The organism is Pseudomonas sp. PGPR40 (assembly GCF_022014505.1).
In the GTDB taxonomy this organism is placed as follows: Bacteria; Pseudomonadota; Gammaproteobacteria; order Pseudomonadales; family Pseudomonadaceae; genus Aquipseudomonas.
This window is the reverse complement of sequence record NZ_JAKLSP010000043.1, coordinates 1-15,560: the sequence shown is the minus strand read 5'-3', so window position 1 is coordinate 15,560 and position 15,560 is coordinate 1. Positions and strand designations below refer to the sequence as shown.

General features: G+C 58.8%; 13 protein-coding genes and 1 pseudogene. 8 read left to right on the top strand and 6 right to left on the bottom strand.

What is annotated here, in order from left to right; translation table 11 throughout:
* The first annotated feature begins 182 nt into the window (after positions 1-182).
* The 6 genes from MEB48_RS27025 to yccS all read left to right on the top strand — a co-directional run bounded on the left by MEB48_RS27025 (position 183) and on the right by yccS (position 9,704).
* Complete coding sequence (locus MEB48_RS27025) at positions 183-1,625, top strand: TldD/PmbA family protein (RefSeq protein ID WP_237886819.1); 1,443 nt, start codon at positions 183-185, stop codon at positions 1,623-1,625.
* Complete coding sequence (locus MEB48_RS27020) at positions 1,626-2,963, top strand: TldD/PmbA family protein (RefSeq protein WP_237886818.1); 1,338 nt, start codon at positions 1,626-1,628, stop codon at positions 2,961-2,963.
* Between the two features lie 137 nt (positions 2,964-3,100).
* A complete protein-coding gene (mdtD, locus tag MEB48_RS27015; RefSeq protein WP_237886817.1) occupies positions 3,101-4,528 on the top strand; it encodes a multidrug transporter subunit MdtD in 1,428 nt (475 codons plus the stop codon).
* Between the two features lie 105 nt (positions 4,529-4,633).
* Positions 4,634-5,971: an ATP-dependent RNA helicase DbpA gene (gene dbpA, locus MEB48_RS27010; protein ID WP_237886837.1), complete on the top strand. Its 1,338-nt coding sequence runs from the start codon at positions 4,634-4,636 to the stop codon at positions 5,969-5,971.
* A 132-nt stretch (positions 5,972-6,103) separates the two neighbouring features.
* Positions 6,104-7,282 (top strand): NAD(P)/FAD-dependent oxidoreductase, encoded by a 1,179-nt coding sequence (locus MEB48_RS27005; protein WP_237886816.1) that lies wholly within the window; start codon positions 6,104-6,106, stop codon positions 7,280-7,282.
* A gap of 238 nt (positions 7,283-7,520) precedes the next feature.
* A complete protein-coding gene (yccS, locus tag MEB48_RS27000; RefSeq protein WP_237886815.1) occupies positions 7,521-9,704 on the top strand; it encodes a YccS family putative transporter in 2,184 nt (727 codons plus the stop codon).
* Positions 9,705-9,854: 150 nt separating this feature from the next.
* Here the strand turns inward: yccS and MEB48_RS26995 are convergent, their stop codons facing one another.
* Positions 9,855-10,592 carry a substrate-binding periplasmic protein gene (locus MEB48_RS26995; RefSeq protein ID WP_237886814.1) on the bottom strand — a complete coding sequence of 246 codons (738 nt, stop codon included), beginning with the start codon at positions 10,590-10,592 and terminating at the stop codon, positions 9,855-9,857.
* Between the two features lie 256 nt (positions 10,593-10,848).
* Here MEB48_RS26995 and MEB48_RS26990 point away from each other — a divergent pair, with 256 nt between their 5' ends.
* Positions 10,849-11,301 (top strand): GNAT family N-acetyltransferase, encoded by a 453-nt coding sequence (locus tag MEB48_RS26990; protein WP_095052572.1) that lies wholly within the window; start codon positions 10,849-10,851, stop codon positions 11,299-11,301.
* Between the two features lie 94 nt (positions 11,302-11,395).
* On the opposite strand, the gene MEB48_RS26985 is transcribed toward MEB48_RS26990, so the two are convergent.
* Positions 11,396-11,692: a winged helix-turn-helix domain-containing protein gene (locus MEB48_RS26985; protein WP_007894945.1), complete on the bottom strand. Its 297-nt coding sequence runs from the start codon at positions 11,690-11,692 to the stop codon at positions 11,396-11,398.
* A 27-nt stretch (positions 11,693-11,719) separates the two neighbouring features.
* On the bottom strand, positions 11,720-12,211 hold the full coding sequence (locus MEB48_RS26980) for a M48 metallopeptidase family protein (protein ID WP_237886836.1): 492 nt from the start codon (positions 12,209-12,211) through the stop codon (positions 11,720-11,722).
* A 448-nt stretch (positions 12,212-12,659) separates the two neighbouring features.
* Here MEB48_RS26980 and MEB48_RS26975 point away from each other — a divergent pair, with 448 nt between their 5' ends.
* Positions 12,660-13,328 (top strand): polysaccharide lyase family 7 protein, encoded by a 669-nt coding sequence (locus MEB48_RS26975; protein WP_237886813.1) that lies wholly within the window; start codon positions 12,660-12,662, stop codon positions 13,326-13,328.
* A 144-nt stretch (positions 13,329-13,472) separates the two neighbouring features.
* On the opposite strand, the pseudogene MEB48_RS26970 reads toward MEB48_RS26975, so the two are convergent.
* From MEB48_RS26970 to MEB48_RS26960, 3 genes and pseudogenes are all read right to left on the bottom strand, one after another.
* Positions 13,473-13,809, bottom strand: a pseudogene (locus tag MEB48_RS26970) (class II fructose-bisphosphate aldolase); the annotation flags it as partial.
* A gap of 9 nt (positions 13,810-13,818) precedes the next feature.
* Positions 13,819-15,090: a type II toxin-antitoxin system HipA family toxin gene (locus MEB48_RS26965; protein ID WP_237886812.1), complete on the bottom strand. Its 1,272-nt coding sequence runs from the start codon at positions 15,088-15,090 to the stop codon at positions 13,819-13,821.
* Positions 15,083-15,334 (bottom strand): helix-turn-helix transcriptional regulator, encoded by a 252-nt coding sequence (locus MEB48_RS26960; RefSeq protein WP_237886811.1) that lies wholly within the window; start codon positions 15,332-15,334, stop codon positions 15,083-15,085. The genes MEB48_RS26965 and MEB48_RS26960 overlap by 8 nt, the downstream gene beginning before the upstream one ends.
* Positions 15,335-15,560: the final 226 nt, after the last annotated feature.

The window sequence follows — 15,560 nt, the reverse complement described above, 5'->3', positions numbered from 1 at the left end:
ATGGCTGTTCGCGAACTGAATCATCAGCCAAGTCGTCACGCGCCGTCTGCACTTTCTTAATCCTTCCCGAATCTGATCCAAACTTGATCCTCCCCTCGCGCAGGCCTAATCTAGCGCCACGCAAACGCCTCACCCCCTCGCAACATCGATACACCGCCACTCCATACCAAGGAGGTTCCCGAATGTTCGATTTCTACCCCCAGCTCAAGCAGCGCTTCGCTGCCTTGCGCACGGGCGCTGAATTCTTTTCGCTGCGTTATGTGCGCGAGTCCGGCCAGTACCTGTCGGTGCGCAAGAACGTCGCCGAACCGCCGAGCCTGAGCCGTGACGAGGGCGTGATGCTGACCGTTCGGGTCAATGGCGTCGAAGCCTATGCCGCGACCAACGACCTGTCCCAATCCGGCCTGCAAGCCGCGCTGGAGAAAGCCGAGCAACAAGCCCGTCGACTCAAGCCTCACGCCCTGCTCGACCTGCGCGAGCAAGCCGTCTCCAGCGACCGCGCCGACTATTTCTCGCCCAACTTTGACCAGCCCTTTCCGTCCCTGAGCGATTGCTACCAATTGCTCGGTGCCGAATCCGCCGCCGTACCCAAGGACGAGCGGCTGGTGAACTGGCAGGCGAGCATCGGCATCACCAACGTCGAGCAAATCTACCTCAACAGCGCCGGCGCCGAATTGCGTCAGGCCCAGCGCTTCGTCTACCCGAGCATGGACGTCACTGCCTACAACGGCAGCGACAGCCAGACTCGCACTCTAGGCCGCGAGAATTTCGGCCAGCAGGGTGGCTTTGATGTGATCAGCCGTTGCGGCCTGGTCGGTGCCGGCCCGAAAATCGCCGATCAGGCACTGCAATTGCTGCTGGCGCCGAACACCCCGCAAGGCCCGCGCGATCTGTTGCTGATGCCCGACCAAATGATGCTGCAGATCCATGAATCCATCGGTCACCCGTTGGAGCTGGACCGCATCCTTGGCGATGAACGCAATTACGCCGGCACCAGTTTCGTCAAGGCAGAAGACTTCGGCCATCTGCAATACGGCTCCGAACTGCTCAACGTGACGTTCGACCCGGACATCCCCGAGCAACTCGCCAGCTATGGGCATGACGACGACGGCAGCGCCGCGAGCAAGCAATTTCTGATTAAAGAAGGTTTGCTGCTGCGGCCATTGGGCGGCGCACTCTCGCAATTTCGCGCCGGCATGGATGGCGTTGCCAACAGCCGCGCCTGCGGCTGGAACCGTCCGCCGATCGACCGCATGGCCAATCTCAATATCGAGCCAGGCGATCAACCGCTGGTGCAGATGATCGGCAATATCGAGCACGGCATTTTGATGAGCACCAACCGTTCGTGGTCCATCGACGATGCACGCAACAAGTTCCAGTTCGGTTGCGAATGGGGCCAGTTGATCGAAAACGGCGAACTCAAGGGTGTGGTGAAGAACCCGAATTACCGGGCTATTTCTGCACAATTCTGGAAAAGTCTCAGCGCTGTCGGCGATGCCAACACCGTCAAAGTGCTAGGCACGCCGAACTGCGGCAAGGGCGAACCGAACCAGGTGATCCGCGTCGGTCACGCGTCGCCGGCCTGTGTGTTCAGCAATGTGGATGTGTTTGGGGGAGATGCCTGAATGAGTACTTCCAAGAGTCAGGCTCAGTCATTCAAGGACTTGGTCAATTGGCTGCGCGACGCCATTCATGGACCGGAGCAATTCACCCTCGGCTACGCCGCCGAATCGTCGGCTTTCGTGCGTTTCAATCATGCCAAAGTCCGTCAAGCCGGGCAGGTGCAGCAGGCGAGTGTCGGGTTCAAATTGATTAACGATGGTCGTCATGCCGATCTGAATATCACGCTGTCGGGCGACCACGAAGTTGATCTTCAGCGTCTGGCCGAAGGTCTGCAACAGCTGCGTGAAACCTTGCCACTGCTACCTCAGGATCCGTACCTGCTGCTTAACCAGAACGACTGGCAAAGCAACAACGTGCAGGAGCATCCGCTGCCGGACACCGAGCAAGTGATCGCTGAGATCACCCAGGCTGCCAAGGGGCTGGACCTTGTCGGTTTCTATGCCGCAGGTCCCATCAGTCGTGGTTTTGCCAGTTCAGCGGGCGCCTTCGGCTGGCATCAGGCCAACAGCTTCAACTTCGATTTCAGCCTGTTCCATGAAAACGGTCAGGCGGTGAAAGCCAGCTATGCCGGGCACGACTGGAACAGCGAAGGGTTTGCCAGGCGCTTCCAGCAGGCCCGCGAGCAATTGGCGTTTCTGGGGCGGCCATTGCGCACGCTGGCGCCCGGCGAATACCGTGCTTATCTGGCGCCGGCAGCGCTGGAAGAAATCATGGGCATGCTCAGCTGGGGCGGGTTTTCGGCACAGGCGATTGCCAGTAAACAGAGCCCGTTGCAGAAGCTCTACGCCAGCGAAACCTGCTTCAGCCCCAACGTATGGTTGAGTGAACAGGTCAGCGGTTCCCTGAGCCCGGCGTTTTCCGACGAAGGTTATCCTCGCAATGATCTGGGGTTGATCGCCAAAGGCATGGCCAATGCCCGACTGATCAATTCCCGTAGCGCCGCCGAATACGACCTCACTGCCAACGGCGCCAGCAGCCATGAATACCCGACGGCGCTGGTCATGAAAGGCGGCAACCTGGAGCAGGCAGACATCCTCAAGCGCCTCGGCACCGGGCTCTACATCAGCAACCTGTGGTACCTGAACTACTCCGACCAACCGGCGGCGCGCCTGACCGGCATGACCCGTTTTGCGACCTTCTGGGTCGAGAACGGCGAGATTCAGGCACCGGTCAGCACCATGCGTTTCGATGACAGCGTCTACAGCCTGCTCGGGTCGCAGTTGGAAGCGTTGACCGAGGAGCGTGAGTTGCTGCTGTCGGCAAGTACCTACAGCCAGCGGGCCACGGCCTCGGCACTGTTACCCGGCGCGCTCGTCAGCCGACTTACGTTGACGCTCTGACATAGATCGTTCCCACGCTCTGCGTGGGAATGCCGCCCGGGACGCTCCGCGTCCCATTGCAGGCGTGACGCAGAGCGTCACAGGATGCATTCCCACGCGGAGCGGGGGAACGATCATCTCCACCTACAAGAGGTCCCATGCCCAACCACCCACCTCTCGATGCCGTCACCGCCCGCTGGGTACCCTGGGTGGTGGCCATTGCCTTCTTCATGCAGTCCCTCGACGGGACGATCCTCAACACCGCCCTGCCCGCCATGGCCCGGGACCTAGCCGAAGACCCGCTGCGCATGCAGGGCGTGATCATCGCCTACATGCTCACCGTCGCCTTGTTGATCCCCGCCTCTGGCTGGATCGCCGACCGCTTTGGCACCCGAAAAATCTTCTTCGGCGCGATCCTCCTGTTCAGCTTCGGCTCATTGCTCTGCGCTTTGTCCGACACCTTGAGCATGCTTATCGGCGCCCGGGTGATCCAGGGCCTCGGCGGCGCGTTGATGCTGCCGGTCGGGCGATTGGTGGTGCTGCGCGCGTATCCCCGCTCGGAGCTGGTGCGGATCATGGGGTTCATTACCATTCCCGGCCTGCTCGGCCCGCTGATCGGCCCGACCATGGGCGGCTGGATGGTGCAATACCTGACCTGGCACTGGATCTTTCTGATCAACCTGCCGGTGGGTGTCCTCGGTTGCTACGCGGTATGGAAATTCATTCCCGACCTGCGCGGCAGTGAGCGCACCCGTTTCGATAGCCTGGGCTTTTTGCTGTTCGGCGCGGCGATGGTATTGATCACCATCGCCATGGAAGGCCTTGGCGAACTGCACCTGCCGCACCTGCGAGTGATGTTGCTGCTGTTTGCCGGCATGGCCTGTCTGGCGGCGTATTGGCTGCGTGCCGGACACATCGACAATCCGCTGTTTGCGCCGTCGCTGTTCAAGACCCGGACCTTCGCCGTGGGCATTCTCGGCAACCTGTTCGCCCGTCTGGGCAGCGGCGCATTACCGTTTCTGGTGCCATTGCTGTTGCAAGTGGCGCTGGGTTATTCGCCATCACAGGCCGGGATGAGCATGCTGCCCCTGGCTGCGGCCGCGATGGTCGCCAAGTCGGTGGCGCGGCCGCTGATCGAACGTTTCGGCTACCGCACCGTGCTGACCGGCAACACGCTGGCGCTGGGCATCATGCTGGCAAGCATGGGCCTGGTCAGCGAGCAGACGCCGTATTGGCTGCTGCTGGCTCAATTGGCGGTTCTGGGGGCAATCAACTCCTTGCAGTTCACTGCGATGAACACCGTCACCCTGATCGATCTCGACGACGCCAGCGCCAGCAGCGGCAACAGTTTGCTGTCGGTGGTCGCGCAATTGTCCTTGAGTCTCGGCGTGGCCTGCGCCGGTGCCCTGCTCGGCGGCTTCACGGCACAGATTGGCAATGACGGCGCGGACACGGTCCTGGGCGCGTTCCAGCTGACGTTTGTGACGGTCGGAATCATGGCGATGCTGGCTGCGACGATCTTCTCGCAGCTGTCTAGAACTGACGGACGGCGCGTCAGGCATCCGGAAGAGCACATCGAACCTTAGGGCGAATGGCCACCGGACTGATACACTGCGCGACATTTTGTTTTGCAGGCCAGTCCCGTGACCACCATCGCCACCGCTTTTAATACTTTGCCGCTGTCCGCCGCCATGCTGGCTAACCTCGACTCCCTCGGTTATGCCCAGATGACGCCGATCCAGGCGCAAAGCTTGCCGGTGATCCTCAAGGGGATGGACCTGATCGCCCAGGCCAAGACCGGCAGCGGCAAGACCGCCGCCTTCGGTATCGGCCTGTTGAACCCGATCAATCCGCGCTATTTCGGTTGCCAGGCACTGGTCATTTGCCCGACTCGCGAATTGGCTGACCAGGTCGCCAAGGAAATCCGTCGTCTGGCCCGTGCCGAAGACAACATCAAAGTGCTGACCCTGTGTGGCGGCGTGTCCTTCGGCCCGCAGATCGGCTCGCTGGAGCACGGCGCGCATATCATCGTCGGCACCCCGGGGCGTATCCAGCAGCACCTGCGCAAGGGTTCGCTGGTGCTTCATGGCCTGAACACCCTGATCCTCGACGAAGCCGATCGCATGCTCGACATGGGTTTCTACGATTCCATCGAAGAAATCATCATGCAGGCTCCGGAGCGTCGCCAGACCCTGCTGTTCTCCGCCACTTACCCAGTGGGTATCAAGCAGCTGGCGTCGAAGTTCATGCGCAACCCGCAGCAAGTGAAAGCCGAGGCGTTCCACGACGATACGCAGATTGAACAACGCTTCTACGAGATTGCCCCTGAAGAGCGCATGAGCGCTGTGACCAAGGTGCTCGGCCACTTCCGCCCGGCGTCTTGCGTAGCGTTCTGCTTCACCAAGCAGCAGGTTCAGGAAACCGTCGATCATCTGACCGCTAAAGGCATTTCCGCGGTCGGCCTGCACGGTGATCTGGAACAGCGCGACCGCGATCAGGTGCTGGCGATGTTCGCCAACCGCAGTACTTCGGTATTGGTCGCCACCGACGTCGCCGCGCGCGGGCTGGATATCGATGCGCTGGACATGGTGATCAACGTCGAACTGGCCCGTGACTCGGAAATCCACATCCACCGTGTTGGCCGTACCGGGCGTGCCGGCGAGAAAGGCATCGCGATCAGTCTGGTCGCACCGTCCGAAGCCCACCGCGCCCAGGCCATCGAGCAGTTGCAGAAGTCACCGTTGAGCTGGGATCAGCTGGACAGCCTCACGTCCCAGGGCGGTGGTCCGCTGTTGCCGGTGATGAGCACGCTGTGCATCGGCGCCGGTCGTAAAGACAAGGTGCGCCCGGGCGACATTCTCGGCGCACTGACCGGCGACGCCGGCATTCCGGGCGCTCAGGTCGGCAAGATTGCTATTTTCGACTTCCAGGCTTACGTGGCCGTGGAACGCGGGATTGCCAAGCAGGCCTTGCAGCGTTTGAACGACGGCAAGATCAAAGGCCGCTCATTGCGCGTGCGCATCCTCTAACCTGATCGTTCCCACGCTCTGCGTGGGAATGCATCCCGTGACGCTCTGCGTCACATAACAGCGGACGCGGAGCGTCCATGGCGGCAATTCCCACGCAGAGCGTGGGAACGATCATTGTGTGAGGACACCGTTTTGCGCTCTACCGAAGTCGTGATCATTGGCGCTGGCGCCGCAGGGTTGATGTGTGCGCTGACCGCCGCCGGGCGCGGGCGCAAAGTGATGTTGCTCGATCATGCGAACAAGGCCGGCAAGAAAATCCTGATGTCGGGCGGTGGCCGCTGCAATTTCACCAACATGTACACAGAGCCGAGCAACTTCCTGTCGCAGAACGCCCACTTCTGCAAATCCGCGCTGGCGCGCTACACCCAGTGGGATTTCATTGGCATGGTGGCCAAGCACGGCGTGCCGTACCACGAGAAGAAACTCGGCCAGTTGTTCTGCGATAACAAATCCAGCGACATCCTCGAAATGCTGCTCAACGAGTGCGATCAGGTCGGCGTCAGCCTGCATCTGGACACCTCGATCCAGACGATCGAAAAACTCGAAAGCGGTTATCTGCTCGACACCACGCTGGGGCAAATCACCTGCGAATCGCTGGTAATCGCCACCGGTGGCCTGTCGATTCCGACCCTCGGCGCTACCGGTTTCGGCTATCAGGTAGCCAAGCAATTCGGCCACGACCTGCTGCCGACCCGCGCCGGTCTCGTGCCGTTCACCATCACCGATCAGCTCAAGGAGCTTTGCACCGAGCTGTCCGGTACGTCGGTGGATTGCCTGGTGAGCTGCAACGACCAGAGTTTCCGCGAGAACATTCTGTTCACCCATCGCGGCCTCAGCGGACCGGCGATCTTACAGATTTCGTCGTTCTGGGAATCCGGCGACACGGTGGAAATCAACCTGATGCCGGATCACGACGTGCCGACCTGGCTGCAACAGCAGCAGGCCGAACGCCCGAATAGCGAGTTGAAAACCTTGCTCGGTGAAATCTTCACCAAGAAGATGGCCAACCTTCTGGCGGACAACTGGTTCGTCTCCAAGCCGATGAAGCAGTACACCCACGCCGAACTGGCGGACATCGCCGAAAAACTGGCGAGCTGGAAAGTCGTGCCGGCCGGCACTGAAGGCTACCGCACGGCCGAAGTGACCCTGGGTGGGGTCGACACGCGCGAGGTGTCATCCAAGACCATGGAATCGCTGAAAAGCCCGGGGCTGTATTTCATCGGAGAAGTGCTCGACGTCACCGGGCATCTGGGTGGTTTCAATTTCCAGTGGGCCTGGGCTTCCGGTTACGCTGCCGCGCAATTCGTCTGACAAACACAAATTAAATGTGGGAGCGGGCTTGCTCGCGAAGGCGGTCTGACAGTCAACATCGATGTTGAATGTACTGACCTCTTCGCGAGCAAGTCGAATCGTCGCACCGCCGCTCCCACATTGAATCTATGGTGACTGGTCAGGAACAGATTTTGCTGTCAGATGTGATCGGCGCCATTGCGTCGGCGTCATTAGTGGCTCAATTTAGCGTCATTGCCTCGGAAGGCCTTCGCACTTCATGTCATCGACCACATTTCGGCAGTCTCTGCGCCGCCTCTGGGCGCTGGATAAATTCAGTTACAGCGTGCGGGTTTTCATCGCCCTGACCGGCACCATGGCGCTGTGTTGGTATCAGGATGAAATGGGGCTGTTGATCCCGTTGTTCCTGGGGATCATCGCCAGCGCCCTGGCCGAAACCGACGACAGTTGGCAAGGTCGCCTCAACGCGCTGGCCGTGACGCTGGTGTGTTTTATGGTCGCCGCACTGTCCGTCGAACTGCTCTTCCCCTACCCCATCCTCTTTATCATCGCCTTTGCACTGGCCAGCTTCTGCCTGACCATGCTCGGCGCGCTGGGCGAACGTTACGGCGCGATTGCTTCGGCGACGCTGATTCTGTCGGTCTACACCATGATCGGCGTGGACCAGCGCGGTGGCGCAGTCACTGATTTCTGGCACGAACCGGTGCTGCTGGTGGCCGGTGCGGCCTGGTACGGCTTGCTCTCGGTGCTGTGGCAGGCAATGTTTTCCAACCAACCGGTGCAGCAAAGCCTGGCGCGGCTGTTCCGTGAACTGGGTTATTACCTGAAACTCAAATCGTCGCTGTTCGAACCGATCCGGCAGATGGACGTGGAAGCACAGCGGCTGGAACTGGCACAGCAGAACGGTCGGGTGGTGGCGGCCTTGAACGCCGCCAAGGAAATCATTCTGCATCGGGTCGGCGACGGTCGGCCGGGCGTGAAAGTCAGCCGTTATCTGAAGCTGTACTTTCTCGCCCAGGACATCCACGAGCGCGCCAGTTCCTCGCATTACCCCTATAACGCACTGGCCGAAGCGTTCTTTCATAGCGACGTGCTGTTCCGCTGTCAGCGTCTGCTGCGCCAACAAGGTAAGGCTTGCCGCGCGCTGGCCGAATCGATCCAGATGCGTCAACCGTTCATCTATGACGCAAGCTTCGCCGGAGCCCTGAGCGACCTGCACGCCTCCCTCGAACACCTGCGTATCCAGAGTAATCCAGCCTGGCGCGGTCTGTTGCGTTCGTTGCGAGCGCTGGCTGCCAACCTCGGCACTCTCGACCGTTTGCTCAGCGATGCCAGCAACCCCGATGCGCTCGCAGACGCCACCGACAGCAGCCTGCTCGACCGTTCGCCACACAGCCTCAAGGATGTCTGGATACGCTTGCGCACGCAGCTGACGCCGACGTCCTTGCTATTCCGCCATGCCCTGCGCCTGCCCCTGGCATTGAGCATCGGCTACGGCATGGTGCATTTGATCCACCCGTCGCAAGGTTACTGGATCATCCTCACCACGCTGTTTGTCTGTCAGCCGAACTACGGCGCCACCCGCCGCAAACTCGGGCAGCGGATCATCGGCACCGCCATCGGCCTGACCGTGGCCTGGGCGTTGTTCGATCTGTTTCCAAATCCGTTGGTGCAGTCGAGCTTCGCCATCGTTGCCGGGGTCGTATTCTTTACCAACCGCACCACTCGCTACACGCTGGCGACTGCCGCGATCACGCTTCTGGTGCTGTTCTGCTTCAACCAGGTGGGCGATGGTTATGGGCTGCTTCTGCCGCGACTGTTCGATACCTTGCTCGGCAGTCTGATTGCCGGTCTGGCGGTATTCCTGTTTTTGCCGGACTGGCAGGGTCGACGCCTGAACAAAGTGCTGGCTAACACCCTGACCTGCAACAGCGTTTACCTGCGCCAGATCATGCAGCAATACGCCGCCGGTAAAAGCGACGACCTGGCTTATCGGCTGGCTCGACGCAATGCGCATAACGCCGATGCCGCGTTGTCGACGACGCTGGCCAACATGCTGATGGAGCCGGGGCACTTCCGTAAGGAAGCGGATGTCGGGTTCCGTTTCCTGGTGCTGTCGCACACCTTGCTCAGCTATTTGTCGGGGCTGGGGGCACACCGTGAAGCCCAATTACCCTCGGACGTACGCGTGCATTTGATCGACGGCGCCGGCGTGAGCCTGGCCGCCAGCCTTGACGAAATCGCTCAAGGCCTGGCGAGCAAACAGCCGATTGCGATTCAGAGTGATGAGGAAGAGGCCCTGGCCAATGGGCTTGAGCAGATGCCGGATGAGATCGATGAAGGTCAGCGCTTGGTGCAGACGCAACTGGCGTTGATCTGTCGGCAACTGGGGCCGTTGCGCACGCTGGCGGCGCATCTCATTAAAGACACTAGCGAAGCCTGAGATTTGTAGCGACTGGGCCGGCCTCTTCGCGGGCAAGCCTCGCTCCTACAAGGGTAGTGTTGGTTCACGCGATTTGCGGCTGGACACAAATCCTGTAGGAGCGAGGCTTGCCCGCGAAAGCGTCAGTTCAGACACCGCAAGCCTTTCAGATCACATCCCATGCTGCCTGAGCAACTTCTCATAACTCCCATCGGCCTTCATCGCCGCAATCTCACGGTCGAAGCCGGCGACGATCTGTTCATGCTGCGGGTTCTTCAGGCTCACCAGAATATGCAGGCTATTCTCGCTCAACGGCTTGGGCAAAAACTCCACGGCGTTGCGTACCTTGAATGACTCCCGAGCGAGGTAATAGCGGGCGACGAACTCGTCTTCCAGAGTCAGCTTGACCCGATCGGCCGCGACCATGCGCACGGCCATGGCGAAGCTGTGTACCGGAACTTTCTGCAACGACATATCGTCATCGAATGCTTGCGAATAGGCATAACCGCGAACCACCGCTATCGGATAAGTGTGCAGTTGTTGCAGGTTGCTGAATTCGATCGGCGTGTCCTTGCGCTTGAGAAAGCGCACACGATTGAGCAGGTACTCGCCGGAAAACTGCCCCAATTTCGTGCGCTCGTCGGTGTACCAGGCGTTAACCAACACGTCATAACGCCCCTCGCCTATTCCAAACAAGGCCCGCGCCCAGGGTACCTGCTCAAAATCGCTGGCATAACCGGCCCGGGCCAGCGCGGTACTGACGATGTCGGTGGCTAACCCCCCCTTGACCAGTGTGGCGTCCGTAAAGGGAGGCCAGGCATCGGCGACCAGACGCAATTTTTGCGCCGCCACACTCTGTGTCAGCAACAGCAATCCAATCAAAGCAAACGCTCGATGCAATCGCGGCATGCCAGAAAAATCCTCAAGAGGCGAACTGCCGGTGTGTTTTTCAGTAAAACTCCAGGGCCCTTTACCGGCGAAACCAGGTCCTGACATTAGTTCGTTTTGATCGCTGCACAGCGCTTCATCGCAGATTACACAAAGAAGACAATCTCGCGAGAAATGAATGATGGCATTTTGGCCTTTGTCACAGATTTCTCTGCCATCAAGACATCGCGCGTCAGGACGCTTAGTATCGGAGCAACGTTGTTCAAGGAATCTGAAGATGACAATCGATTGGGTCTGCAAGCATCACAGCGATCTGGGTAAAGAGCAGCTGTATGCCATTTTGCAGTTGCGCGCCGAGGTGTTCGTCGTCGAGCAGAAATGCCTTTATCAGGACATCGATGGCCAGGACCTGGAAGGTGATACCTGCCATTTGATGGGCTGGGACGGGGATCGGCTGGTGGCTTATCTGCGATTGCTCGATCCGGAGTTACAGGGTGGTGACGTGGTGATAGGCCGAGTGATCATTGCTCCCGCTGCACGCGGCACCGGGCTGGGGCATGAAATGATGAGCCAGGCGCTGAAACAGGCCGCCAAACGCTGGCCTGAAGTGCCGATCTACCTCTCGGCCCAGGCGCATTTGCAGGGGTATTACGGGCGGTACGGGTTTGTGGTGGTGGGTGAGGAATATCTGGAGGATGACATTCCGCATATCGGGATGCGTCGTTCCTGAGGGCCTCTTCGCGGGCAAGCCTCGCTCCTACAGGTCCGCCGTCTGTAGGAGCGAGGCTTGCCCGCGAAGGCGTCAGCCGCAACACCACAAAATCTCAGGGATATTCCAACACCGCTTTAATCTGCCGCAGGTTACGTTCGATCCACCCTCGATCAATCGCCCCCCACTCGCGAATCCGATAGCGCCCCGCATGGTTGCGCGCGCCTTCTTCCTGCTCGAATTCACAAACGATATCCAGATCCGCCAATGCCGCGATGGTGTCCTGAGCCGTGCGTCGGGGCATGCCGGTGACTTCGGTCAGCGCCGGGACACTGCTGGCCAGCCCGCTGTCGATCAGGTACGCCACGTAGAGTCGGCGGTAGAAGCTGCTCTTGGTCTTGCTTACATCCATCTGAATGTCCCCGATCACTTTGATCCTTCAGTGCATATCCCGCCAAGTCAGGTACACCCGCAGATCGAACTCCACCTGGTGATACCCCGGCAACATGTGTTCGCACAGCTTGTAGAACGCCTTGTTGTGATCCGACTCTTTGAAGTGCGCCAACTCATGCACCACGATCATTTTCAGAAACTCGGAAGGCGCTTCCTTGAACAGCGAGGCGACACGAATTTCTTTCTTGGCCTTGAGCTTGCCGCCCTGTACCCGCGAGATCGCGGTGTGCAGGCCGAGCGCGCGGTGGGTCAGGTCCAGACGGTTATCGAACAACACCTTGTCGATGGCCGGGGCGTTGCGCAGGTATTCCTGCTTGAGATCCAGGGCATAGGTGTACAACGCCTTGTCGCTCTGTATATCGTGCTTTTGCGGATACCGCTGGTTCAGATAATCGCCCAGTCGACCTTCGGCGATCAGCTGGCGCACCTGGTCCTGCAATGTAGCGGGATAGGCCTGGAGGTATTTCAACGCGGTCATTGGGGCGGCAACACGAGTCACGAAAAGGTCGCCAGTGTAACGAATTCAACTCGTCAGCGCGCTCCAGTCGAACGGCTCGACAAAGTGACGGGTGTCTTCGGCCATCAACGGCCCGCGACCAGAAACCCCTGTATCCGGGGATATTCGTTGGCGGTCAGGCAAATGATTGGAAGGCGGGTTCGCTGGCTGCCAACTGCATAGGTTGTGCGCACGAAAGCAGAAGCGGCCGGTGTGCCATCATTTCAGTAAGTTTCACATAGCCGACTAACGGTCCGTCCTGCAGGCCACGGAAACCGGGAAAGATGGCATTTCGACAGGATGTTGGCGTCAACCATCTGCCAGACGGGCATTAACAAAGATGTCTTCTACGCTTATAAAGTCCCCCCCGAAGGCGCGGGCTAGAGCTTCTGGCACGTGCGTGCAGCATAAAAAAACGTGGAAGCTGAATATGATCGATCTCGCAACCTGGAACCTCAGTGTTCCTGTCGGCAGTCCGCCGTATACCGTCGAAACAACCAAACTGGTAGACGGTTTCAAGGATCAATACTTCCACTCCGACACCGGCACCTTGTTTTTCTGGACCCCGGTAACCGGCACCCGCACTGAAAACGCAAGTTACCCTCGCACCGAACTGCGCGAAACCTACAGCAATGGCACGCTGAAAAACTGGTACTACCCCGACGCAGATAACTTTCTGCGTGCGACCCTTACGGTCAGCAAGGTACCCAGCACGGGCAAGATCGTCATTGGTCAGATCCATGCCTACAAAAGCCAGAAGCCCATGGTGAAGCTCGAGTATCAATACAAGGACTCCAGCGAAACCGGAAACATCGTCGCCAAGGTCCGCATGCACCCCGACGACGACACCGCCCGGGTCATCACCATCGCCACTGGCGTGAAACTCGATCGGGAATTTTCCTACCTCATCCACCTCAGCCCTGGCGGCGCATTGGGCATCAGCGCTGCGGGTTACTCATGGGATACTGACATCAGCGCGATGTGGCGGGATAAACCGCTGTACTTCAAGGCCGGGGTTTACGTGCAGGACAACACCGGGTACACCAGTGAAGGTGGGGAAGCGACGTTCAGCAGGCTGGATATCGATCACGATACCTAAGGCGACTCGATCCTCTGTAGCAGCTGCCGAGCCTGCGAGAGCATCTGCAAAACTCGTAGCCATTCACTGCTCACAGAAAAAATCATCGCTCACAAAAAACCCGCATCGCTGCGGGTTTTTTATTGCCACTCAAACGCTAAAGGCTCAATTCACCTTAGCGTTCAACTCACCCTTCAGATAACGCTGGTACATCGCTTCCAACGAGATTGGCTTGATCTTCGAAGCATTACCGGCAGTACCAAACGCGAGCGATACACACATCACGCATCGCCGTCACAGTCGCGCCGAAGAACTTACGCGGATCGAACTCGCTCGGGTTGGTAGCCATCAGGCGACGCATCGCACCGGTGGAGGCCAGGCGCAGGTCAGTGTCGATGTTGACCTTGCGCACGCCGTGCTTGATGCCTTCGACGATTTCTTCAACCGGTACGCCATGGGTTTCTTTGATGTCGCCGCCGTACTGGTTGATGATCGCCAGCCATCACGAAAATCAACCGTCCGTCTTACCCACAGGTTTGCGCCTTAGCCCCGGCGCAACAGTATCATTCAGGGCCACCATCCGCCCGGCATCCCATTCATTCTGCATGCCCGCAAACAATTCGCCGTCCACGCGATTTCGATTGGCTGCCAATGCCTGAGTCATCGCTTCGGCAACACGCTCTATGATCACTGCCGGCCTATCCACCGCGCAGTGCTTTCGACCAAATTCAATCAGTTGCTGGCGGTCCGGGTAGTTTTTCACCTTGTTCATCTTGATGGCCAAAGTGCGGTCAACCAATGACCGACCGGATTTTGGGTTGTAGTTTTCATAAACCGTTGTGGTCGTGACATCGAAAACAGGCGCTAGCTGCACCGTCTCAAGCGCCGCAGGATGCGTGTACGTCACCCCGAAGTTCTTGAGATGCGCATCGCCGTTGCGCACCATGACCGAAAGACAGACCGACGAAAAGAACCGTTCAAGCTCTCGTATCGGGTCGGCATGCCGGCAGACCTGCGCGATCACCGCTGCCAGCGTCTCGTAACTTTGGGAATACTTGTAATTGTCGTGGGGGTCCTTGTTGAGCCCCAGTAGGACGGCCATGTCCTCAAACCCGAGGCGTCCGGAAGTCGTCAGGTCGAATCGCCCCATGACAAACAGTTCGCCACTCTCAGAAAGCCAGAACGGTGGTGTTTCCAATCCCGCGAAACGGGCAGCTTCCAGGCAAAGAAATTCGTTCTGAGCCAGGTGTGCGTACTCCTCCGCTCCCGACTTGACGATCAGGTCGGAGCTGAGCATGGTTTTTCGACTGCCCGTCAGCTTATCTAGATCAGGCACCAGTACCTTGGGTTGCACGCCTGAAATGCCAGACTCAAAGTAAGTCTCGACAAGGAAGTGGAAGACGCCTTGAGAGGTCCCGGCAGACAGGATTTCTTGCAAGCCGACCTGAGCACGTATGGGCACGGACGCTTCGCCCGGATGCTCGTAGGAGAGGCGGCCGATCTGATTGCCCCCGATCACTGACAACAGGCGCATTTCATCCACCTGTATGTGCTTGGCCATCCGGCGTTTGATCTGATCCGCCAAAAACCCTTCAGGCACATTCATATCGAAAATCGGATGCAGCACATTGCTCACCGAAGGCGTCGGATCATAGGGCATGACCAACGAAATTTCCCTCGGTGCATCGGCGGATTCGTAGGCAAACGAAAACTGTGACCCCTTGGACAGTTCGCCCGAGAAGCCCTGTGGCGTCATGACATTGAGCAACTTGACCTTACTCATCGTGCTCTACCAGATCAGCCAGGGATTTGAGGTCAATTCGGTTGTCGACAATTTCAAGCGCCATGCCCAGCGCCGAGAGCACCCTGAACGCGGTATAAAGTGCGACATTTTCACCGGCCTCAAGATCGATGATGGTTTTTCGGCTGCATTTTGCTCTATGCGCCAGTATTGCCTGGCTATAGCCTTTGGCGCGTCGTAACTGGCGGACCCTTTCACCGAACACAGAAGGGTTGTGCAAGAGCATGAATGTCACCTATATCGTACTTTATTGGCGAATGTTTTCATTATGTCCACTATAGGTGACATTTCAAGCGCCTTACGTCAGACAGCGCCCCCAATCCCTGCATCGAGTAGGAGGCGGATTTACATCCGCCGTCCTCTCACACCACCGTACGTACGGTTCCGTATACGGCGGTTCAGGCTATGCGGCTAAGCCGGTTTATCGTATCCAGTATTGAGATCAACCCTAG

Coding starts and splice junctions, on each gene's coding strand:
- MEB48_RS26960 (WP_237886811.1), bottom strand. CDS start 15,334: ATGCTCTTGCACAACCCTTCTGTGTTCGGTGAAAGGGTCCGCCAGTTA.
- MEB48_RS26965 (WP_237886812.1), bottom strand. CDS start 15,090: ATGAGTAAGGTCAAGTTGCTCAATGTCATGACGCCACAGGGCTTCTCG.
- MEB48_RS26975 (WP_237886813.1), top strand. CDS start 12,660: ATGATCGATCTCGCAACCTGGAACCTCAGTGTTCCTGTCGGCAGTCCG.
- MEB48_RS26980 (WP_237886836.1), bottom strand. CDS start 12,211: ATGACCGCGTTGAAATACCTCCAGGCCTATCCCGCTACATTGCAGGAC.
- MEB48_RS27025 (WP_237886819.1), top strand. CDS start 183: ATGTTCGATTTCTACCCCCAGCTCAAGCAGCGCTTCGCTGCCTTGCGC.
- mdtD (WP_237886817.1), top strand. CDS start 3,101: ATGCCCAACCACCCACCTCTCGATGCCGTCACCGCCCGCTGGGTACCC.
- MEB48_RS27020 (WP_237886818.1), top strand. CDS start 1,626: ATGAGTACTTCCAAGAGTCAGGCTCAGTCATTCAAGGACTTGGTCAAT.
- yccS (WP_237886815.1), top strand. CDS start 7,521: ATGTCATCGACCACATTTCGGCAGTCTCTGCGCCGCCTCTGGGCGCTG.
- MEB48_RS26985 (WP_007894945.1), bottom strand. CDS start 11,692: ATGGATGTAAGCAAGACCAAGAGCAGCTTCTACCGCCGACTCTACGTG.
- MEB48_RS26990 (WP_095052572.1), top strand. CDS start 10,849: ATGACAATCGATTGGGTCTGCAAGCATCACAGCGATCTGGGTAAAGAG.
- MEB48_RS26995 (WP_237886814.1), bottom strand. CDS start 10,592: ATGCCGCGATTGCATCGAGCGTTTGCTTTGATTGGATTGCTGTTGCTG.
- dbpA (WP_237886837.1), top strand. CDS start 4,634: ATGCTGGCTAACCTCGACTCCCTCGGTTATGCCCAGATGACGCCGATC.